The following is a 19,873-nucleotide window of genomic DNA, read 5'->3' as shown; positions in this document are numbered from 1 at the left end:
TCGTGATTGGAGGGTAGCATATTGTCAGAAGTTAAAGAATTATCACATGAAGACGTCCTTAAAAAGGTTTCTTCATATATGAATGATGAACATGTTGCATTGGTTGAACGGGCCTACCGTTTTGCTTCTATTTGTCATCATGATCAGCGGCGAAAATCGGGAGAACCGTACATTATCCACCCAATTCAAGTAGCTGGCATCTTAGCTGAGCTGCATATGGATCCAGAAACTGTCTGTGCAGGATACCTTCATGATATTGTTGAAGATACTGGAGCAACTTTAGGCGACATTAAGGAGATTTTTGGACCAACGATTGCCCTAATTGTTGATGGAGATACTAAGTTAGGAAAAATTCAGTATAAATCAAATAAAGAGCAAATGGCTGCTACCCACCGGAAACTACTCCTTGCAATGTCAAAAGATATTCGGGTGATGATTGTCAAACTTGCTGATCGGCTGCATAATATGCGAACTTTGCAACATTTGCGGCCCGATAAGCAACGACGAATTTCAAATGAAACGTTAGAAATTTATGCACCAATTGCTGATCGACTAGGAATTAGCACTATTAAGTGGGAATTAGAAGATCTTTCCCTCCGTTACCTTAATCCGCAACAATATTACCGGATTGTTCATTTGATGAATTCACGACGAGATCAACGAGTAGAATACATTGATGAAGCGATCACGGAAATTAAAAGGGCAATTAGTGATCTTAAATTAGGTTCAGATGTTGAAATTTACGGTCGGCCTAAGCATATTTATTCAATTTACCGGAAGATGGTCAACCAACATAAGCAGTTTAGCCAAATCTATGACTTGCTTGCTGTGCGGATTGTTGTTGATTCAATTCGAGATTGCTATGCTGCATTAGGGGCTATCCATACTAATTGGAAGCCGATGCCGGGCAGGTTCAAAGATTATATTGCGATGCCTAAGGCGAATGGCTACCAGTCTTTACATACCACAATTATGGGGCCCGGTGGTAAGCCCCTTGAAGTTCAAATAAGAACACACCATATGCATCAGGTTGCGGAATATGGGGTTGCTGCTCACTGGGCATACAAGGAAGGTAAGACCAATGGGGTTCAGCAAACTTGTGATAGTCAAAAGCTAAACGTCGTCAAGGAAATTCTTGAGTTGCGGAGTGAAAGTAATGGTACTGACGAGTTTATGCAGGGTGTTCAGAGTGACATTTTTGCCGATAAAGTTTATGCTTTTACGCCAAAGGGTGATGTAATCGAACTACCGCAAGGTTCAGGACCACTTGATATGGCCTACCAAATTCATACTGAAGTTGGTAACCATACAACTGGAGCTAAGGTTAACGGGCGGATTGTGCCGTTGAATTATGAGATCAAAACAGGGGATATTGTGGATATTCTGACTTCTTCCTCTTCTGCGGGGCCAAGTCGTGATTGGCTTGATTTGGTTTCTACACGGCGGGCGCGGAACAAGATTCGTCAATTTTTCCGGGCTCACGATCGAGAAAAATATATTGAAGAAGGAAAACAAATGCTTGAGCGGGAAATTCGTGAAGCAGGCTTTGATCCATTTTCGTTAATGACTGAGGAAAAAATTGAAAAAGTAGCACAGCAAATACACTATCAAACTAGTGATGATATGTTTGCTGCGATTGGCTTTGGTGATCTAGCCCCCGTGGGAGTACGCAATCGTTTCACTGCTGACGTGCGAAAAAAAGAGGAAGATTCACGAAAACAAGCTGCAGAAAAGGCGGTTCTTGAGGATCATGCTACCCTTGAAAAGCCTGACCAACGCGAACAAAAGAAACAGGTTAAAGAAACAAGTGAAGGAATCATCGTTGAAGGTGTTGATAATCTATTAACACGTTTGAGTCATTGCTGTAGTCCAATCCCTGGTGATGAAATTATTGGCTACATTACTAAGGGGCGTGGAGTTTCCGTTCACCGTGCAGATTGTCCCAATATTAAGGCTGCTGAAAAAAACGGTCAACGGATTATTCATGTTTACTGGGCAAATCCAAATGGTGATAAGACGAATTATAATTCTAATATTGAGGTTCAGGGTTATAACCGAAGTGGTTTATTAAATGATGTTTTACGTTCGGTAAATAACACGACGAAATTCCTCAACTCAGTTAACGGGAAAGTTGATCATAATAAGATGGTTACTATTAGTATGACTATTGGTGTTCGCAACCTTCAACAATTGCAGTTTATTATGGATTCATTAAAGAATATTAAGGATGTTTATGTGGTAAAACGGACTATTCGTTAGGAGGAAGAACAATGCGAGTTGTTTTGCAAAAGGTAAATCATGCCTCAGTTTCAATTGATGGAGAAGTCGTTGGTGCAATTAAGCGTGGTTACATGCTGCTAGTTGGTTTTGCTCCTGATGATGGGGATGAACAGTTAGAATATCTTGTTCACAAGATTGTTAATCTGCGGGTCTTTGAAGATGAAAACGGAAAGATGAATAAGGGGCTTCAGGATGTGGATGGCTCAATCCTTTCTATTTCTCAGTTCACTTTATATGCGGATACTAAACATGGGAACCGTCCCGGATTTACAGAGGCTGCCCGTCCTGAAATTGCAGAACCGCTTTACCAGCGATTTAATGAAAAGTTAGCAGCAACTGGCGTCCATGTTGAAACGGGTCACTTTGGTGCTGAAATGAAAGTTGACTTAGAGAATGATGGGCCAACAACTATTGTTTACGAAAAGTAATAAGAAAACACGGTAGAAATTGTTTATATCCCTATAAGTAAAAGGAGTCCAGGCACGGTTTTCCGCGTCTTGGAACTCCTTTGCTTTTTAAATACTATAATTCGGCAATTTTTAAGTTTCAATAATTATTGAGGATTTGATCCATGGCTGGTCCATAGCTTTCACCAAATAAAATGAGGTGCATACAAAGATAATAGAATTTGTACCAAGGAAGGCGAGCATTAATTCCTGGCTTGATGGGGTATATAGTATTGTAACCACGATAGAACTGTTCATCAAAGCCACCGAAAACTGTTGTCATTGCAAGATCAAATTCTCGGTCGCCATAAATACAGTCCGGATCAATTAAGTATGGTTGATGTTCTTGGTTGAACATGAAATTTCCAGCCCATAGATCACCATGGAGAAGACTTGGTTGAACCTCAGTTGTTGAATAATAATTATTAAATTTGGTAACCATGCGATCGAAGTGAGTTTGCCGCCATTTATTCCATTGGCCTGTTTTTATGGCGGTAGAGACCTCTGGTTTTAGTCGTTGATTAATATAAAAATTACACCAACTGGGATTCCAATGATTATCTTTAACTAGTACTTTTGTCTGATGATTATCCATGAAACCAAATTTTTCATTTTTTAGTTGGTGCATCTTGGCAACTTCTTGACCAAGAGCATATTGGTCTCCATAACCCTTAGTGATCCACTTAAGAATTAAGTAAGCGTCACTATTGATTTCACCATGAGCAATCGGAGTAGGGACATTAGCAACCTGGCCGATTTCTTTTAGGCTGAGAATTTCGTGATCAAAATACGATGCTGGATGCTGAGGCTGGACTTTCAAGAAGTACGTGGCGTTAGTAGTTTTAATTTGATAGGCAAGATTAATGTCACCACCGCTGACTGGTTCGCAACTAATAATATTATTCAGGGGGAGTTGGGCTAACCAGGTAGTAGATAATTGTTGATTATTCAAAATAAACACCTTCTCTTGACTTACATTTTAAACTTTTATCTTTATAAAACCAATTAAGTCATGTACCTATTGACATTTTCCGTGAACTCGGGTAGGGTAGGATTGTAATTTTAATACTAATAGCCAATGATAAAGAATGCTTATTCACTTTAGTCAATAGCGAGTGGGAATCGGTGGAAGCCCATGACGTTTAGGGAGTAATTGACACTTTTGAGGCTGGACAATTAGTCCCGTCGATGTTCGACGTTATCTATGAGTGATACTAAGGTGGTACCGTGCTAAAAGCACCCTTTGCGAATAACAGGGGTGCTTTTTTTATTAGAAATTAGTATTAATACTACCAATCTAAAAATGGTTAAAGAGGTAATTAGAGGATGAAAAGAACTAATTACGCTGGTAATACCAGTGAAAAACAAGTTGGCCAAGAAGTTGTCCTTAAGGGATGGGTTGCTAAGCGCCGTAATCTTGGTGGATTAATTTTTATTGACTTATGGGATCGTGAAGGAATTGTTCAATTAGTCTTTAATGAAAAAGAAAATCCGGAAGCATTTAAAGTTGCTAACGCAGTTCGTAACCAATACGTTCTTGAGGTACAAGGGAAGGTTCAATTACGGGCTGGAAAAGAAATTAATCCTGAGATGAAGACGGGAAAGATTGAAGTTGCGGTTAATAAAATTAAAGTTTTAGCAAAATCTGAAACCACACCATTTGATATTGCTGACAATGTTGATGCAAGTGAAGATTTACGGATGAAGTATCGTTACCTTGATCTTCGTCGTCCTGAAATGATGAAGAATCTTATGTTACGGAGCAAGGTTACTTCTGTTGTCCACCACTATTACGATAGTCAGGGATTCATGGATGTCGAAACACCTGACTTAACCCGTTCTACTCCAGAAGGGGCCCGTGATTATATTGTTCCCTCGCGGGTTTATCCAGGCCACTTCTACGCACTTCCACAATCCCCACAATTATTTAAGCAGTTATTGATGGCTGCTGGGGTTGATAAGTACTATCAGATTGCTCGCTGCTTCCGGGATGAAGATTTGCGTGGTGACCGCCAACCAGAATTTACTCAAATTGATACTGAAATGAGTTTTGCAACTCCTGAAGATATTCAAACGATGACCGAAGGATTAATTAAGAAGGTCATGAAGGATGTACTAGGGGTCGATGTTAAGACCCCATTCCCACGGATGGAATGGCAAGAAGCAATGGATAAGTACGGTTCAGATAAGCCAGATACTCGTTTTGGCATGTTGATCCATGACTTATCTGATATTGTTAAGGATAGTTCCTTTAAGGTCTTTTCTGGAACCGTTGCTAATGGTAACTTTGTTCGGGCAATTTGTGTCCCAGGCGGTGCTGATAAGTATTCACGAAAAGACATTTCTAAGAAGGAAGAATACATTAAGCGTTTTGGAGCTAAGGGACTTGCCTGGGTAAAAGTAACTGAAGATGGTTATTCTGGTCCAATTGCCAAGTTCATTAACGATTACGCTGATGCAATTAATGAGAAGATGGGAGCAAAGCCGGGTGATTTGATCCTCTTTGTTGCTGACTCCTTCCACGTTGTTAGTGATTCACTTGGTTATTTACGTCGCGAAATTGCCAAAGAACAGAATATGATTGCAGCTAATCAATGGAATTATTTGTGGGTTGTTAACTGGCCAATGTTTGAATATGATGAAGGCTTTGGTAAATGGATTGCTGCTCACCACCCATTCACCATGTTAAACGAAGAAGACTTGCACTATCTTGAAGATGGTGAAGATCCACATAAGGCACATGCTCAAAGTTATGACATCATTTTGAATGGCCAAGAAATTGGTGGTGGTTCAATCCGTATCCATGATCCGAAAGTACAAGAAAAGGTTCTTAAGGCATTGGGATACACTAAGGAACGTGCAGAAGCTCGTTTTGGTTTCTTGCTAAAGGCCTTAACACTTGGAATGCCTCCTGAGGGGGGATTAGCCTTTGGGTTAGATCGTTGGGTAATGTTACTTGCACAGGCTGATAGCATTCGTGACGTCATTCCATTCCCTAAGAATTCGAAGGCGGTTGAACCGTTAACTGCTGCTCCTGGTAAGGTTAGTCAACAACAACTGAATGACTTGAAGGTTCAGTTTGACGATAAGGTTGATTATAAGCAAGATAATGATGATGAAGATTAACCTTATCAGGATTAAAACCTTGTAAAGTTAAAATAAAAAGGAAACCAGAAAACTAATTTGATTTTCCGGTTTCCTTTTTCTATTTTAAGATTTTCTTGAGGAATTCCTTTGCCCGTTCACTTTTTGGGTGGGCAAAAAATTCATCTGGAATACCTGTTTCTTGAATATAACCGTCGGCCATAAACCAAATTTGGTCCGCAACTTCATGAGCAAATCCCATTTCATGAGTAACTACAACCATTGTCATTCCGGAATCAGCAAGATCATGCATTACAGTTAAAACTTCCTCAACCATTTCTGGATCAAGGGCACTTGTTGGTTCATCAAATAACATCACTTCAGGATTCATTGCAAGAGCTCTTGCAATAGCGACTCGTTGCTTCTGTCCTCCCGATAACTGAGTTGGGTATTGTTGAGCTTTATCAGCTAGACCGACTTTAGTTAATAATTTCATTGCTGTTGCCGTTGCTTCATCTTCTGGAATATGCTTAACCTTTATTGGAGCTAGCTTAATATTTTCGATGACGTTCATATTTGGAAAAAGATTAAAGCCCTGAAAAACCATTCCCATTTTTTCTCGTAGTTGGTCGAGCTTTTTATCATTAAGACCAGTTAATTGTTGCCCTTCAAAGAGGACTTTTCCATTTGTTGGTTGTTCTAAGGCATTCAAGCAACGCAAGAAGGTACTTTTTCCAGCGCCAGATGGACCAATTACACAAATTACCTGCCCCTTATCAACGTGTTCGGTAATATCTTTAAGGACAATATTATTCTTATATTTCTTTTGTAAGTTTTGAACTTCGATTATTTTAGTGGGCATGTTTCATTCTCCTTTCAAAGTAAAATAGAATTCTGGAAAGCGTGAACGTTAATATAAAGTAGATCATCATGGTAATGAAAAGAGGAAGGACTCCCTTATAGGTGGCAGATTGGACTAATTGTGTCTGGAACATTAATTCGGTTACCCCAATAACAGAAACAAGAGAACTATCTTTCAATAAGGTGATTAACTCGTTTCCAAGGGCTGGCCAAATATTTTTAAGTGCTTGTGGCATGACAACATAACGGAAGGTTTCGTCTTTGCTCATTCCAAGGCTTCGTGCAGCCTCTGCTTGACCAGCTGGAATTGATTGAATTCCTGAACGGATAATTTCGGCGACATAGGCTCCGGAGTTTAGTGAGACGGCAATAATCCCGGCGAGTAGGGCAGGAAGAGACTGGATTATTGCACCGATACCAAAATAGACGAACATAATTTGAACCATCATTGGGGTTCCCCGTAAGAATTCAATATAGCAAACTGCAATTGAATGAAGAAACTTATTCTTTGATAGACGCATTAGGGCAAAAATTGTTCCTAAAAGAAAGCCAAAGAAGACAGAAACGATAGTAATAATTAATGTATAGCCAACCCCTTTTGCGAAGTAACGCCAATAACTAAGAACAGTATTTTGTTTTTTGTAACTCTTCATATACTGTGATGCTTCTGGGATCCATTTTTTGTTGATTAGGTCTTCTTGATTGACCTTTTTAATAGTTTGGTTGGCAGCATTGATTAATGAAGTATCACCTTTGGGAAAGGCGAGAGCAATCCCTCCGGCAGTAACCGGTAGTTTTGAATTAAAGGCATATAAGTTAGAGTTATTAGCCACATAAGCTTTGGCAGTAGCGGCATCCATTAATACCCCATCATACTTATGGGATTGTAAGCCGATTACGAGAGATGACAGCTTAGCTAATCCTTTCCCAGTAGCTTGCGGCATATCCTTAGAAATCATAGTTGATTGGAGGGTACCGTTTTGTGCGCCAACCGTTTTTCCGTTAAAACTTTTGGCATTAACTAATTTATCTTTGTCACTCTTATTAATTAAGAAGTAGCTATCGCCCGAATAATAGGTATCGGAAAAATCAACACTCTTTTTCCGTTCACTAGTAATGTTCATTCCTGAAGCAATAACATCGATTTTTCCAGTTTCGAGAGCAACCAATAGGGAATCAAAGTCCATATTTTTAATTACTAATTTGACGCCAATATCCTTAGCAAGTTGTTTAACGAGTGATACTTCAAAGCCAACGTACTTTGTTTTCCCATGTTCTTTTGTGGTGAATTCGTACGGGGGATAATCGGCACTCATTCCAACAACCAATGTTCCCTTTTGCTTGATTCTTTGTAGTGAATCATTTATGGCGACTTGAGCAGGATTAGTAGAAGAATTTGGACTGCTGCTTTCGGTAGCCGCTAAAGCTGAAACCGGTACACATAGTATCGGGAATGTAATGATTATCAGCATTAGTAAATGTTTGAAAAATTTCATAATCAATAACCCCTTCATCTAGAAAATAAATACGTTGATGAGTAATATACTCTATCATGATTAAATATGCAATATTTTTCCGAAAATAAGTAATAATAATTCATGAAGGTGAATAAATAGCCTTAAACTTGCATAAAAGGTAATTTAGATCTAAATTACAACTTAGTTTTAAAAGATAGTAGCCAAAATTTATCTTAATAATTTCAAAAGATTTATTGACACTCAGAATCTAATTAGTTACAATGGCATTTGTAGTGAAGGAGCGGGGTTATATCGCTCTAATACGTAACTTTAAGCTCGGAGGGAGGGAATCAACATGTCAAAAACAGTCGTTCGTAAGAATGAATCTTTGGATGACGCTCTTCGACGCTTTAAACGTACAGTTTCACGCAACGGAACTTTGCAAGAATACCGTAAACGCGAATTTTACGAAAAGCCAAGTGTAAAACGTAAGTTGAAATCTGAAGCGGCACGGAAGCGTAAGAATAAGCGCCGTCGTCGTTACTAATTTATTTGCTCTCACCTTTTCCTGATGGTGGGAGCTTTTTTAATTTTCAAGAAGGGAAGAATTTGAAATGAGTTTATTACAAGATTTAACTTCTGATATGGTTTCTGCTATGAAGAATCGCGACAAGGAAACTCTTGGGGTTGTGCGGATGCTTAAAGCCGCGGTGCAAAATGAACAAATTGAACAAGGCCATGATCTGACTTCTGACGAAGAAGTTGCAGTAATGGCACGTGAATACAAGCAACGTAAGGAATCACTTGATGAATTTAAACAAGCCGGGCGTAAGGATCTTGTTGAAAAAACTGAAGCTGAGATGAAAGTTGTTGAAAAGTACATGCCACAACAACTTTCAGAAGATGACGTTAAAAAGATTGTTAATGAAACAATTGAGCAAGTTGGTGCTTCAAGTATGAAGGATTTCGGTAAGGTAATGGGCGCTGTAATGCCAAAGGTCAAGGGGCAAGCTGATGGTAAGCTAGTTAACCAAACCGTTAAGGATGAATTGAATAAATAAATTATTTAATTGTCAAAACCTTGAGAATAGGTATTTAACGTGTTACGATAGAAAAGGTAGTGTGTTATTTTTATTTAGGAGGTTTATACATTATATGTGTACATCAATTATTTATACGGCTGGCGATAGCTACTTTGGTCGTAATTTAGATTTAGAAATTTCCTTTGGTGAAGAAGTTGTTATAACTCCTCGCGACTACGAGTTTAAATTTCGAAAGATGAAGTCACTAAATCATCATTATGCTATTACTGGGATGGCAATCGTTCAAGAGGGTTATCCATTATACTTTGATGGTGCTAATGAAGAAGGTTTAGGAATGGCTGGATTGAACTTTGATGGTCCTTGTCATTATTTCCCAGAAGATCCAGAAAAAGATAATGTTACGCCGTTTGAATTTATCCCATACGTTCTTGGTCAATGTAAGAATGTTGGTGAAGTCAAGGACTTAATTAAGAACTTGAACTTAGTTAACATTAATTTTTCAGAGAAGTTCCCATTGTCACCACTCCACTGGCTGATTGCTGACAAGTCTGGTGAATCAATTGTCGTTGAATCAACCAAGAAGGGCTTAAGTGTTTACGATAATCCCGTTGGAGTTTTAACAAATAATCCTGAATTTCCACAACAACTTAATAATTTGAGTAACTATCAAAGTGTTTCACCAGCTCAACCAACTAATACACTTGCACCAAATACAAAGCTGGAATTATATAGTCGTGGTTTAGGAACACACATGCTTCCGGGGGGAATGGATTCCGAAAGTCGGTTTGTTAAGGAAACCTTTACTAAGATGCATTCACCAGAAGGCAAAGATGAATTGGAAAACGTTACTAATTATTTCCACCTTCTTCATGCCGTTGAACAACAAAAGGGACTTGATGAAGTAGCACCAAATACTTTTGAATACACAATTTACTCAGATGGTGTTAATCTTACTACAGGAACCTTTTATTACACAACATATGAAAATAACCAAATTAACGCGGTTAAACTAGATCAAAGTAAGCTTGATAGTAGTGAGTTACTTACTTATCCTTTGCAAACTAAACAAGCAATTTGCTATCAAGATTAAAAATTAATGTCGTCAATATATATGAAAGTATATATTGACGGCTTTTTTTATTTAGTTTCTCATTCATTATTTATAACTTAAAATGTATATTTTGCTTTAAAAGCTAATTTTATGTTGATTTAAATTAATATAAGATGTATATTTATAAGCAATTTCGAACGGATGGAGGATAACAAAATGAAAAAAGAAAAGATTGTATTAGCATATTCTGGTGGTTTAGACACGTCCGTAGCTATTGCTTGGCTTAAAGATAAGGGGTATGACGTAATTGCATGTTGTATCGACGTTGGTGAAGGAAAAAATTTAGAAATAATTCAAAAAAAGGTGAGCAGGTTGGTGCTTGGAAGTCAGTAGTAATTGATGCTACGGTTTACGAATGTTTAAAACCTAGGGTGGCGATTGAACGTCGGCAATCTAAAGGAGGAACTAGTTTTACCCAAGTTTGGCACCAAATAAAAGAAGCAAAAAAGATCTTAGATGAATAAAATAATTGGACTTTAGTACTCTAGTTAGTATTAAAGTCCATTTTATTTGCAAATATGGTGGAGAGTCTTATACTAAAAATCCAACAGAATAGAGTGGCTATGATATAATCATATTCAGAATCTACTTATATTAAACTAGAGGAGAAATTTTAGTTGGTAGAAAAAAACGAAGAGATTGAACAAACATTTCAAATAACAAGTCCAGAATTAGAAGTTGCCATACTTGGAATTCAAGATAAATTTGTTTCGTTGTATGAACAGGGAATGAACGTCACAATTAACCCGTTTGGCGACAACATTAAAATTAAGGGATTACCCGAAAACGTTAAGCTGACAGCGGATGTCCTCCACGCGTTAGTTAATTTAACTGAGCAGGGAATTCGGATTCATAGTACTGATATTGTTAGTGCGATGAAGATGGCTCACCGTGGAACATTGGATTATTTTGCTGATCTTTATAGTGAAACCATCATCCGGGATCGCCGAGGACGCTCCATTCGTGTTAAGAATTTTGGACAACGTCAGTACGTTAATGCAATTAAGCATAATGACATTACATTCGGAATTGGTCCTGCTGGTACCGGGAAGACATACTTAGCAGTGGCGATGGCTGTCGCAGCTTTGAAACGGGGCGAAGTGGAACGGATTATTTTAACTCGGCCTGCGGTTGAAGCAGGTGAAAGTCTTGGCTTCCTTCCGGGTGATCTTCAGGAGAAAATCGATCCTTATTTGCGACCAATATATGATGCCTTAAATGATATTTTTGGAACTGATCATACGCAAAGGCTGATGGAGCGAGGAGTTATCGAAATTGCGCCACTTGCGTATATGCGGGGGCGGACATTAGATGGAGCTTTTGTTATTCTTGATGAGGCTCAAAATACTACTAACGCACAGATGAAGATGTTCTTAACCCGGCTTGGCTTTGGATCAAAGATGGTAGTAAACGGAGACGTTTCACAAATTGATCTCCCCCATGGAACGCGAAGTGGTTTGATTAGTGCAGAACGGATTTTAAAGGATATTAAATCAATCAAGTTCGTTCAATTCACTGCTGAAGATGTTGTTCGGCACCCAGTTGTTGCACGAATTATTAATGCCTATGAAACGAACGCAACCAAACGATTAATTAAACGCGATGAAGAAAGGGAAGCTGCGACAAAGAAGGCAGCTGAGAAAAAGGATTAATTTATGGAACTAGAAATTTACGATCATACTAAAGAAAAAGTTAGTTCAGTGCATCTTGAGTTGATTAAGAATTTGCTCGACTTTGCGGGAGAAAAGCTAGAAGTGGCCGATAACACTGAGATATCTGTGACTTTAGTAAATAACCCCGAAATTCGAGAACTTAACTCTCAGTATCGACACGTTGATCGAGCAACGGATGTTTTAAGTTTTGCTGCGGAAGAATCAGGTGACGAAACGCCGATTATTATGGCTCCGGAATTAGCAGCCGAATTGCCAGTAAACCTAGGTGATCTTTTTATCTCTGTTGATAAAGTTGCTGAGCAGGCAAAGTTTCTTGGCCATTCATTTGAACGGGAACTTGGTTTTTTGGTTGTTCATGGCTTCCTTCATTTAAATGGTTACGACCATGAACAACCAGAGGATGAGAAAAAAATGTTTTCACTACAACGGGAGATATTAGATCAGTATGGTCTCGAAAGATAGTCGACAAACCGAGAAGAATCATCACTTAATTCAAGCGATGAGACACGCACTTGAAGGGATTTTTGATGTTATTTCTCAAGAACGAAACATGCGCTATCATATTGCAGTTGCTATGATAGTAGTTATTTTAGGGGTTATCCTACGTGTCGATCGCTTGGAATGGTTATGGCTCCTACTTGCAATTTTAGTTGTTTTTTCAGCAGAATTTTTAAATACCGTAACGGAAGCCGTAACTGACTTACTGGGAGAACACCACTATGATATTAATGTTAAGAAAGCAAAGGATGTTGCTGCAGGTGGGGTATTAATTACAGCGATTTTTGCGGTTTTAGTTGGTTTAATCATCTTTTTGCCGCGAATAGTAAAATTATTGGGGTACTAGAAAGGAAGAAAAACAATGGATAATTCAAATTATAAATCCGGCTTTGTTGCCTTAATTGGACGGCCAAATGTTGGTAAATCAACATTTTTAAACTATGTAGTTGGCCAAAAAGTTGCAATTATGAGTAATGTTGCTCAGACAACTCGGAACAAGATACAGGGGATTTATACTACTGATCGGGCACAAATAATATTTATTGACACGCCCGGAGTTCACAAACCACAAACAAAATTGGGCGATTTTATGGAAAAGTCAACTCTTTCAGCGCTTGATGAGGTGGATGCTGTTTTATACATTGTTTCTGCAACGGAAGATCGGGGGCCTGGTGATGATTTTATTATCAATCGCCTAAAGAATGTTAAGCAGCCGGTCTTTTTAGTGATCAATAAGATTGATCAAATTAATCCCAATGACTTACCTGAAATTACGGCCCAATACAAGGATGCTCTCCCATTTGCAGGAGTTTATCCAATTTCTGCACTCCAGGGAAATAATGTTAACCCACTGATCAATAAGTTAATCGAAACGTTACCTAATGGACCACAGTATTACCCAAGCGATCAAATTAGTGATCACCCTGAACGTTTCGTGATTGCAGAAATGATTCGGGAAAAGGTCTTTGAATTGACCCGTCAAGAAGTTCCTCATTCAGTGGCGGTTGATGTAACTTCCGTAAAGCGAGAAGATGATAAGCATGTACATATTTCTGCCAATATTATTGTTGAACGTCCCGGACAAAAGGGAATTATTATTGGCAAAAAGGGGCAGATGTTAAAGAAGATCGGTACAAAAGCGCGTCTGGATATTGAACACCTGCTTGGCGATAAAGTTTTCCTTCAATTATGGGTTAAAGTTGTCCCTGATTGGCGTGATAAATCTGCAATGTTGAAGGATTACGGTTACCGAAACAAAGATTATTAATTGAAGGGATGAACCCCAATGAGTCGGATTAATACTGATTTTCGGGGAATTATAATGTTTCGTCGCGATTATCGTGAACGCGATCTCTTAGTAAAAGTTTTAACTGATAAGATTGGCCCAGCGATGTTTTTTGTTAAAGGAGCTAAAAAACGGGGATTTCGTTTAGCTGCAGATATTTTACCATTTACTCATGGAGAATATATTGGATTGTTAGCTAATGATGGTCTCAGCTTTATTAACGCTGCTAGTGATACAGCCCAATATCGGAACATTGCCACTGATATTAGAAAAAATGCATATTCTACGTATATTCTTGCCTTAGTTGATAGTGCATTTCCGGACGGTCAAGGAATTGGTGGCTGGTTTGATCAGGTTGCGACTGCTCTGAAGCTAATTAACCAAGGCCTTGATGAACAGGTGATCTCAAATGTTATTGAAACACAATTACTGATACGCTTTGGGGTTTCGCCAACTTGGGATCGATGTGTCATTTGTGGTCGTGATGATATTCCCTTAGACTTTTCAGAACAGTCGGGGGGAATGCTTTGCCAAAATCATTGGTATCTTGATGAACGACGAATGCATCTTGATCCACGTTCTGTTTATTATTTACAGCGTTTTTCAACCTTAAACTTACAGAAGCTTAACTCAATTAAAATTAATCCTTCTACTAAACGTCGTATTCAGTTTGTATTAGACACGTTATATGATAATGAGGTCGGATTAAATCTAAAAAGTAAACGGTTTATCCACCAAATGGGAAAATGGGAAGAGAAATTAAAAAAATAACAATCTGCCAATTGACATTTAGAAGATGTTTATCTATCATAAGTCACGTATAAAAATATATTTACAGCAATGACAAAGAAAAAGCTAATAATGATTAATGTAAAGCGACAAGGGGAGAGTGAAAGCCTTTGAATTAGTTTATTAGTGGGGCACTTTAACAGCTGTACTAACTAAGCTGTTTTGTAGTAATGCAAAAAAGCAGGGTGGAACCGCGAATTAATTCGTCCCTGTAGAAATTGGTCGTAGACTAGTTTCTACAGGGATTTTTTGAAAGGAAGAGTCTATATGTCTGATAAGTTAAGTGTTCAAGATATTATATTTACACTTGAAAAGTACTGGGCAAAGCAGGGTTGCATGTTGATGCAGGCTTATGATAATGAAAAGGGTGCCGGAACAATGAGTCCTTACACCTTCCTGCGAGCAATTGGTCCAGAACCATGGAATGCTGCTTACGTTGAACCATCACGTCGGCCTGCTGATGGACGGTATGGGGAAAATCCTAATCGTCTATACCAACACCACCAATTCCAAGTAATTATGAAGCCATCTCCTGATAATATTCAAGAACTTTATTTAGGAAGCCTCCGTGAATTAGGAATTGACCCGCTTGAACATGATATTCGCTTTGTTGAAGATAACTGGGAAAATCCTTCAATGGGGTGTGCCGGTGTTGGTTGGGAAATTTGGCTTGATGGAATGGAAGTTACCCAATTTACTTACTTTCAAGTAGTGGGTGAATTATCAATGAACCCAGTAGCGGCTGAAGTTACTTATGGACTTGAACGGTTAGCTGAATATATTCAAAATGTTGATTCAGTTTATGATCTTGAATGGGCTGATGGTGTTCTTTATGGCGATATCTTTAAGGAACCTGAATATGAACACTCCAAGTATGCGTTTGAAGAAAGTAACCAAGACATGTTATTAAACGAATTTAATAACTATGAATCTGAAGCAAAACGGTTAATTAAACTTGGACTAGTTCACCCAGCATATGATTATGTTCTAAAGTGTAGTCATACCTTTAACTTATTAGATGCGCGGGGGGCGGTTTCTGTTACTGAACGTGCCGGATACCTTCACCGGATTCGGATTATGGCAAAGTCCATTGCCAAAGCCTTTGTTGAAGAACGGCGGAAACGCGGCTTCCCATTAATTCATGATGAAAAACTTCGTCAAAAGACTTTGGATGAATACACGAAGAAAGCTGAAAAAGCTAAACAACGGGCAGCTAAGCAAGCTGCTAAAAAGGCAAAGAAAGCACAAAAGGGGGATAAGTAATATGGCTAATTCATATTTACTAGAAGTCGGCGTTGAAGAAATGCCCGCCCATGTTGTAACACCAAGCATTAAGCAGTTACACGAACGGGTGGCGAAGTATCTTAAGGAACAGCGAATTTCTTTTGATAAGATCCAAGAATTTGCGACCCCACGGCGGATGGCCCTCCTAATCCAAGGCTTAAGTGATAAACAACCGGATATTGATGAATCAGTTAAGGGACCAGCTAAAAAGATTGCTCAGGATGCAGATGGTAACTGGACAAAGGCCGCAATTGGCTTTACTCGTGGTCAAGGCGCTTCGGTTGATGACATTGAGTTTAAAGAGGTAAAGGGAGTTGAGTATGTTTTTGTTGAAAAGCATATCGCTGGTAAATCCGTTGCTGAAGTTCTTAAGGGATTACCCGATGTGATCACCTCAATGACTTTCCCAACACTAATGAAGTGGGGGTATAATAACCTTCAGTTTATTCGACCAATTCGGTGGCTAGTTTCATTACTAAATGACCAAGTAGTACCATTTAATATTCTTGACGTTGAAGCGGGGCGGACTACTCGTGGTCATCGTTTCCTTGGTCATGAAGTTGAATTAAAGCAAGCAACCGATTATGAAGAGACATTGTATGATGATTTTGTCATTGCTGATCAGGCAAAACGGAAACAAGTGATTGAAGAGCAAATCGATAATATTGTTTCTAGTAATGATTGGGTAATTGACAAAGATCCTGAACTGTTAGAAGAGGTTAATAATTTGGTTGAATGGCCAACCGCCTTCTCTGGTTCATTCGATAAGAAATACCTCGTTCTTCCAGATGCTGTTTTAATTACTTCCATGAAGGATAACCAACGGTTCTTCTATCTTCGTGATCATGAAGGAAAACTTCTCCCTAACTTTATTGCTGTTCGTAATGGTAATACGGATTATCTGGAAAATGTGATTAAGGGTAACGAACGAGTCTTAGTTCCACGGCTTGAGGATGCTAAGTTCTTCTATGAAGAAGACCAAAAGTTGAGCATTGCAGATTATGTTGAACGACTAAAGCGAGTTAGTTTCCATGATAAGATCAGCTCAATGTATGATAAGATGCAACGCGTTGCTGTGATTGCAGCAGTAATTGGAAAGCAATTAAACTTCAATGAAGAAGAATTAGCTGATCTAGATCGTGCGGCTCATATCTATAAGTTTGATTTAACAACCCAAATGGTTGGTGAATTCGCTGAATTACAGGGAGTAATGGGTGAAATTTACGCCAAGCTCTTTGGTGAAAAGGCAGACGTTGCCCAAGCAGTTCGTGAACACTACATGCCGGTTTCTGCAGAAGGAGCGTTACCTGAAAGTAAGATTGGGGCTGCTTTGGCAATTGCAGATAAGCTTGATAGTATTATGAGCTTCTTTGCTGTTGATATGATTCCAAGTGGTTCAAATGATCCATATGCCTTGCGGCGCCAAGCTTTCGGCATTGTCCGGATTATTGCTGATCGGAATTGGCACTTACCATTATTGGATATTCAATCGGAAATTATTAAGGCTTTTGCTGAAGTAAATCTGGATGTCGATATTGATATTAATAATAATGCGGATCAAGTTCGGGCCTTCTTTATGGATCGGATTCACCAGTTATTAAGTGGTTTACATATGAAGCACGATGTGATTGATGCTGTTACTGATACTAAGTCCAATGATATTGAAAATATTCTTGATGCTGCAAACTCAATTAAGGCTCATCATGATGATGAAAACTTTAAGGGAGTAATTGAAGCATTGACCCGAGTATTGCGAATTGCAAAGAAGGGGAAGAATGATTCTACGGCTAAGGTAGATTCTAGCTTGTTCCAAAATCCATCAGAGCAAAAGCTGTATGATGCAGTAAATGATTTAAACAGTAAAGCAGGAGAACGAACAGTTGACGAAAACTTTACTGTACTTCGTTCATTAGCACCAATTATTAACGAGTACTTTGACGAAAATATGATTATGGATAAAGATGAAAATATTAAGAATAATCGGTTAACCCAGTTAGGAATTCTTGCACAACAAGCATCCTTAATTGGTAATTTGGATAAACTGATTGTTAAATAAGTCTTTTTAATTGTATTGTTGTTAACTTGTGGTATCATATACATTAGTTAATTTTGGCTAAATAGTTATGGAGGTCGCATTCCGATGAGGTTGCGGCCTTTCGTAGCTGTCTTAGCATTAATGGGGGTGTCAGCTAGTGGCAAGAATACCATCAGAGGTCATCGATCAGATTCGGAATTCTGTAGATATTAGTGACGTGATTGGCCATTATGTTCAACTCCATCAATCTGGTAAGGGATTCGTAGGTCTTTGTCCATTTCACGAGGAACGGACTCCTTCCTTTAACGTTAATGTACAAAAACAATTTTATTATTGCTTTGGTTGTGGCCGTGGTGGAAACGTATTCCAGTTCTTAATGGAATTAAAACATATTCCGTTTACTGAAGCAGTTGAGGAAGTAGCTCAATTAGCTAATATGGAGGTACCGTCTCAATATCTTGATAATAACGGTAAGGATAATAAACAGAAAAGTGATACTCCTAACGGTAAATTAATGATGATGCATGAAGAGGCTGCTAAATTGTACCATCATGTTCTTTTAAATACCCCAGCTGGAGCTCAAGCATTAAAGTATTTAAAGGGACGGGGAATGACTGACGAGCTTATTAATGATTTTAATCTTGGGTTTGCTCCCGAGCAGCGAATTTTAAAGCCATTTTTAACCCAGAAAGTTAACGATTATCAGCTATTACGAAAATCGGGATTATTTGTTGAAAATAATGACGGGAATCTACGTGATCGTTTTGTTGGCCGGGTAATGTATCCTCTTCGTAACCAATATGGTCGGGTAATTGGCTTTTCTGGCCGGGTAATTGGTAAGGTTCCAGAAGGTACGCCAAAATATTTAAATAGTCCTGAAACACCAATTTTTAATAAGCGGCGGACCCTTTTCAATTTTAATGTTGCTCGAAAAGAAGCACGACAAACATCAAAAATTTACCTGTTTGAGGGGTTTATGGATGTTATTTCTGCTTATGCGACTGGCGTTAAAAATGGGGTTGCCTCAATGGGGACTAGTTTAACAGAAGAACAAGTAGCAGTTCTTGGCCGCGCGGTTAACCAAGTTGATATTTGTTATGATGGTGATTCAGCTGGGCAGAACGCGATTGATCGGGCAATTACCCTTTTTCGTGATCATAAGCCGCGGGGGATGCAATTACGGGTCGTTCAATTACCGGCTGGTGTTGATCCAGACGAGTATGTTCAGCAAAATGGTGCTAGCCAATTTAATAAGTATCTAGTTGATCAAGAAGAAACGGTAGTTGACTTTTATTTGCGTTTCTACCGGATGAATAAGAATCTTAATAATCAGAACGAGTTGATTTCTTATTTAGAGCAATCATTGAAATTACTGGCAACTCTTCCATCTTCATTAGAGCAAGATATGTATCTTACAAAACTGGCAAAAGAGTTTGAACTTGATAAGACAACGTTAAAAAGCCAGCTAGCGGAGATTAGCCATCGCTTGGGAATTAAGGAACGTTCTCCTTTACGTTCTGACACTCCTGGACAGGCTCAATCGGTCGTTAGCCACCCTGTTCAGCAACAAAAAAAGGTTAACCGGACTGAGTTAGCGGAGCAGTTATTATTAAGATACATGTTTCATGATCAAGAAGTTTGGGACCATGTGACGGCAATAAATAATTTTCACTTTGCACATGAGCGCTATCAAACGTTATACTTATTAGCGGAGGGTTATTTTTCTGAGCATGGTGAGTATTCGGCTGCAGGGCTAATGGACTATCTAAAGGAAGATAGTCTCCGTTCGACACTGGGCCAAATTGAACAATTAAATGTTGATGAGGGTGTGGAGATGCAATTAATTGACGACTGTGTTCAACTGATCCAAAAGCAAATCCCACTATCACAGAAAATTAAAGAATTACAATCACAGATTAGGGAAGCAAGTTCACTGAACAATAATGAACTGGCAACCCAGTTAACGATGGAATTGATAAAACTTTTAAAAAAGCAACAAGAATTAAAAGCGGAGGAGACCAATTAAT

Annotated in this window: 17 protein-coding genes and 1 pseudogene; 15 read left to right on the top strand and 3 right to left on the bottom strand. The window is 38.7% G+C overall.

Annotated features, from left to right (window positions below):
- Nucleotides 1–21 precede the first annotated feature (21 nt).
- Nucleotides 22–2,259, top strand: coding sequence for a RelA/SpoT family protein (locus tag H5R64_RS03095; RefSeq protein WP_182582775.1), 2,238 nt, complete (start codon nt 22–24; stop codon nt 2,257–2,259).
- A gap of 11 nt (nt 2,260–2,270) precedes the next feature.
- Nucleotides 2,271–2,708, top strand: a complete 438-nt coding sequence (gene dtd, locus H5R64_RS03090; protein WP_182581345.1) for a D-aminoacyl-tRNA deacylase — start codon at nt 2,271–2,273, stop codon at nt 2,706–2,708.
- 118 nt (nt 2,709–2,826) lie between these two features.
- On the opposite strand, the gene H5R64_RS03085 is transcribed toward dtd, so the two are convergent.
- Nucleotides 2,827–3,678: a fructosamine kinase family protein gene (locus H5R64_RS03085; protein WP_182582773.1), complete on the bottom strand. Its 852-nt coding sequence runs from the start codon at nt 3,676–3,678 to the stop codon at nt 2,827–2,829.
- Nucleotides 3,679–4,052: 374 nt separating this feature from the next.
- Between H5R64_RS03085 and aspS the strand changes: the two genes are divergently transcribed.
- On the top strand, nt 4,053–5,852 hold the full coding sequence (aspS, locus tag H5R64_RS03080; protein WP_182582771.1) for an aspartate--tRNA ligase: 1,800 nt from the start codon (nt 4,053–4,055) through the stop codon (nt 5,850–5,852).
- Nucleotides 5,853–5,931: 79 nt separating this feature from the next.
- On the opposite strand, the gene H5R64_RS03075 is transcribed toward aspS, so the two are convergent.
- Both H5R64_RS03075 and H5R64_RS03070 read right to left on the bottom strand, forming a co-directional pair.
- Nucleotides 5,932–6,672 (bottom strand): amino acid ABC transporter ATP-binding protein, encoded by a 741-nt coding sequence (locus H5R64_RS03075; protein WP_220476694.1) that lies wholly within the window; start codon nt 6,670–6,672, stop codon nt 5,932–5,934.
- Nucleotides 6,662–8,167 carry an ABC transporter substrate-binding protein/permease gene (locus H5R64_RS03070; protein WP_182582769.1) on the bottom strand — a complete coding sequence of 502 codons (1,506 nt, stop codon included), beginning with the start codon at nt 8,165–8,167 and terminating at the stop codon, nt 6,662–6,664. Before H5R64_RS03070 ends, H5R64_RS03075 begins: the two co-directional genes overlap by 11 nt.
- Before the next feature lie 316 nt (nt 8,168–8,483).
- Here H5R64_RS03070 and rpsU point away from each other — a divergent pair, with 316 nt between their 5' ends.
- From rpsU to dnaG, 12 genes and pseudogenes are all read left to right on the top strand, one after another.
- Nucleotides 8,484–8,675, top strand: a complete 192-nt coding sequence (gene rpsU, locus H5R64_RS03065) for a 30S ribosomal protein S21 (RefSeq protein WP_182581349.1) — start codon at nt 8,484–8,486, stop codon at nt 8,673–8,675.
- A gap of 67 nt (nt 8,676–8,742) precedes the next feature.
- On the top strand, nt 8,743–9,189 hold the full coding sequence (locus H5R64_RS03060; RefSeq protein WP_182582767.1) for a GatB/YqeY domain-containing protein: 447 nt from the start codon (nt 8,743–8,745) through the stop codon (nt 9,187–9,189).
- Between the two features lie 94 nt (nt 9,190–9,283).
- A complete protein-coding gene (bsh, locus tag H5R64_RS03055) occupies nt 9,284–10,261 on the top strand; it encodes a choloylglycine hydrolase (protein ID WP_182582765.1) in 978 nt (325 codons plus the stop codon).
- 177 nt (nt 10,262–10,438) lie between these two features.
- Nucleotides 10,439–10,626, top strand: a pseudogene (locus H5R64_RS03050) (argininosuccinate synthase domain-containing protein); the annotation flags it as partial.
- 273 nt (nt 10,627–10,899) lie between these two features.
- Complete coding sequence (locus H5R64_RS03045) at nt 10,900–11,934, top strand: PhoH family protein (protein WP_182582763.1); 1,035 nt, start codon at nt 10,900–10,902, stop codon at nt 11,932–11,934.
- Between the two features lie 3 nt (nt 11,935–11,937).
- The gene (gene ybeY / locus H5R64_RS03040) at nt 11,938–12,417 is read left to right on the top strand and encodes an rRNA maturation RNase YbeY (RefSeq protein ID WP_182581353.1); all 480 of its coding nucleotides are present in this window, start codon (nt 11,938–11,940) and stop codon (nt 12,415–12,417) included.
- Nucleotides 12,401–12,799, top strand: a complete 399-nt coding sequence (locus H5R64_RS03035) for a diacylglycerol kinase family protein (protein WP_182582761.1) — start codon at nt 12,401–12,403, stop codon at nt 12,797–12,799. Before ybeY ends, H5R64_RS03035 begins: the two co-directional genes overlap by 17 nt.
- A gap of 15 nt (nt 12,800–12,814) precedes the next feature.
- Nucleotides 12,815–13,720, top strand: coding sequence for a GTPase Era (era, locus tag H5R64_RS03030; protein ID WP_182582759.1), 906 nt, complete (start codon nt 12,815–12,817; stop codon nt 13,718–13,720).
- An 18-nt stretch (nt 13,721–13,738) separates the two neighbouring features.
- Nucleotides 13,739–14,509 (top strand): DNA repair protein RecO, encoded by a 771-nt coding sequence (recO, locus tag H5R64_RS03025; protein ID WP_182582757.1) that lies wholly within the window; start codon nt 13,739–13,741, stop codon nt 14,507–14,509.
- A gap of 285 nt (nt 14,510–14,794) precedes the next feature.
- Entirely contained in the window at nt 14,795–15,790 is a 996-nt protein-coding gene (gene glyQ, locus H5R64_RS03020) for a glycine--tRNA ligase subunit alpha (RefSeq protein WP_182581357.1), read from the top strand.
- 1 nt (nt 15,791) lies between these two features.
- A complete protein-coding gene (gene glyS, locus H5R64_RS03015; protein WP_182582755.1) occupies nt 15,792–17,867 on the top strand; it encodes a glycine--tRNA ligase subunit beta in 2,076 nt (691 codons plus the stop codon).
- Nucleotides 17,868–18,003: 136 nt separating this feature from the next.
- Nucleotides 18,004–19,872 carry a DNA primase gene (dnaG, locus tag H5R64_RS03010; RefSeq protein ID WP_182582753.1) on the top strand — a complete coding sequence of 623 codons (1,869 nt, stop codon included), beginning with the start codon at nt 18,004–18,006 and terminating at the stop codon, nt 19,870–19,872.
- Nucleotide 19,873 lies beyond the last annotated feature (1 nt).

Origin of the sequence: Limosilactobacillus fastidiosus, assembly GCF_014145505.1 — a bacterium.
GTDB classification, from domain to species: Bacteria; Bacillota; Bacilli; order Lactobacillales; family Lactobacillaceae; genus Limosilactobacillus; species Limosilactobacillus fastidiosus.
The sequence above is the reverse complement of the archived record's forward strand: the minus strand, read 5'-3'. Positions and strand labels throughout refer to the sequence as shown.